The sequence below is a fragment of the Streptomyces sp. XM83C genome, assembly GCF_023072675.1.
Lineage (GTDB): Bacteria > Actinomycetota > Actinomycetes > Streptomycetales > Streptomycetaceae > Streptomyces > Streptomyces thermocoprophilus.
In genome coordinates, this window is record NZ_JALLGL010000541.1 from 1 (window position 1) to 1,745 (window position 1,745).

General features: G+C 78.7%; 1 pseudogene. It reads left to right on the forward strand.

What is annotated here, in order from left to right:
- Window positions 1–184: 184 nt before the first annotated feature.
- A pseudogene (locus MTQ10_RS30170) lies at window positions 185–1,745 on the forward strand (hypothetical protein); the annotation flags it as partial.

A 1,745-nucleotide genomic window follows, 5' to 3' on the forward strand; every position in this document is an offset into this window, starting at 1 on the left:
CCCCTAAGCTGTATCCAGGCCGCCCCCTCCATTCACCCGTCCGGACGGGCGCTCGGAGTGAACCGGGGGAGCACACGGGGGCGCGTTCGTCACGCGAACTGTCCCGCCGATCATCGTCTGCCTACCGTCGAACCGGACAGGCAAGGGCACGAGCCCACGGCACATGCGGGGCGGAGGGACGACCATGGCGGGACGGGGCCCGCGGGACGCCGGGCACACGGCCGACGCACCCCTCCTCCCGGACACCCGGCTCGTCCTCGTCGCCGACCCCGCCGGACGCCCCCGCGGCCTCGGCTTCCTCGCCGACCACCACGGCACCCTGATCACCGCCCACGAGACCGTCGCCGGCCTGCCCTCGCTCCTGCTGCGCACCGCCGACGGCCGCAGCGACGACATCACCGCCGACGCGGTCACCCCGCTGCCGCATCGCGCCCTCGCCCTCGTCCGCACCGACGGCCTCGGACGCCGGCCCCTGCCCATCACCGCGCGGGACACCATCGACGCGGGCACCTACGTCCACGTACCGGCCGGCTGTCTGCGCGAGGCCCGCGTGCTCGGCGCGACCGGCGCCGACCACACCGCCGACGGCCGGCGCCACCGCCTCGACGACGCCCTGGAACTCGCCATCGGCACCGCCGGCCGCGACGCCCTGCGGCCCGGCGGCGGCGCGGCCGGCGCCCCCGTCCTGGACGCCGCGACCGGCGCCGTCGTCGGAGTCGTCGCCACCGCCCTGACCGCCGGGCACACCGCCGCCGCGTTCGCCGTGCCGCTGCGCCCCGCCGACGGGCCCCTCGCCGACCTGCTGGCCCGCAACGCCGCCACCGTGCCCGCCTACGGCGCCGACCTCAACCTCGCCGGGGTCCTGGAGCTGACCGCCACCTCCGTCGGCCAGGACGGCCCCGCCGACGGCCGCACCACCGACGTCGAACCCGTCGAACGCGCCGCTGTCCTCAGAGAGTTCGCCGAGTTCACCGCCGGGGACGCCGCCGTGCTCGCCCTGGTCGGCCCGCCCGGCAGCGGCCGTACGACGGAACTCGCGGCCTTCGCCGCCCGCCGCGCCCAGGACCGCGACCCCGCGCCCACGCTCTGGCTGCGCGGCGCCGACCTCCGCGAGGACGACACCGGCATCGCCGACGCCGCTCGCCGCGCCCTCACCCGCGCGGCCCGTATCGTCGCCGTGTCCTGCGACACGGCCCTGGAGTGGCCCGAGACGACGCCTTCCGGCGAGGGCGCGTGCGCCGGGCTGCCGCGTCCTGGTAGCCCCGGCGAGGCGGCGGCCTGCGGCGGTCGCCCCACCGGGCCCGGACCGTGCGGGCCGACCGTCCACGGCTCCGGCGGGGGAGGGGCATGGTCTCCGGCCGGGCACGGGAGGTCCGGCGACGTACCGCACGACGACCTGTTCGTCCGCACGGGCACGGGCGGGCCCGACGGCCGGGCCGCGCGCGGGGGCCGTGACGGGCGGCCGGGCGATCCGGCGGCGCCCGCGTCCGGTGCCGTGAGCCCGGGGGACGCGTCCGACCTCGGACCCCGTGCCGGGCTCGGCCATGTCCCCAGTGCCGGGTCCGGCCACGCCCCCTGCGCCGGGAACCTGCACGACCAAGCCGACCACCGCTCCCATGCCCTCGACGTCCCGCCTGCCCCCGGCATGCAGGGCCGCGTACCGACCCCCACCGCCTCCGGCCCGCAGTACCCCGTACCGGCGGCCCTGCATGCCGGGGGCAGGCGGGACGTCGAGGGCATGGGAG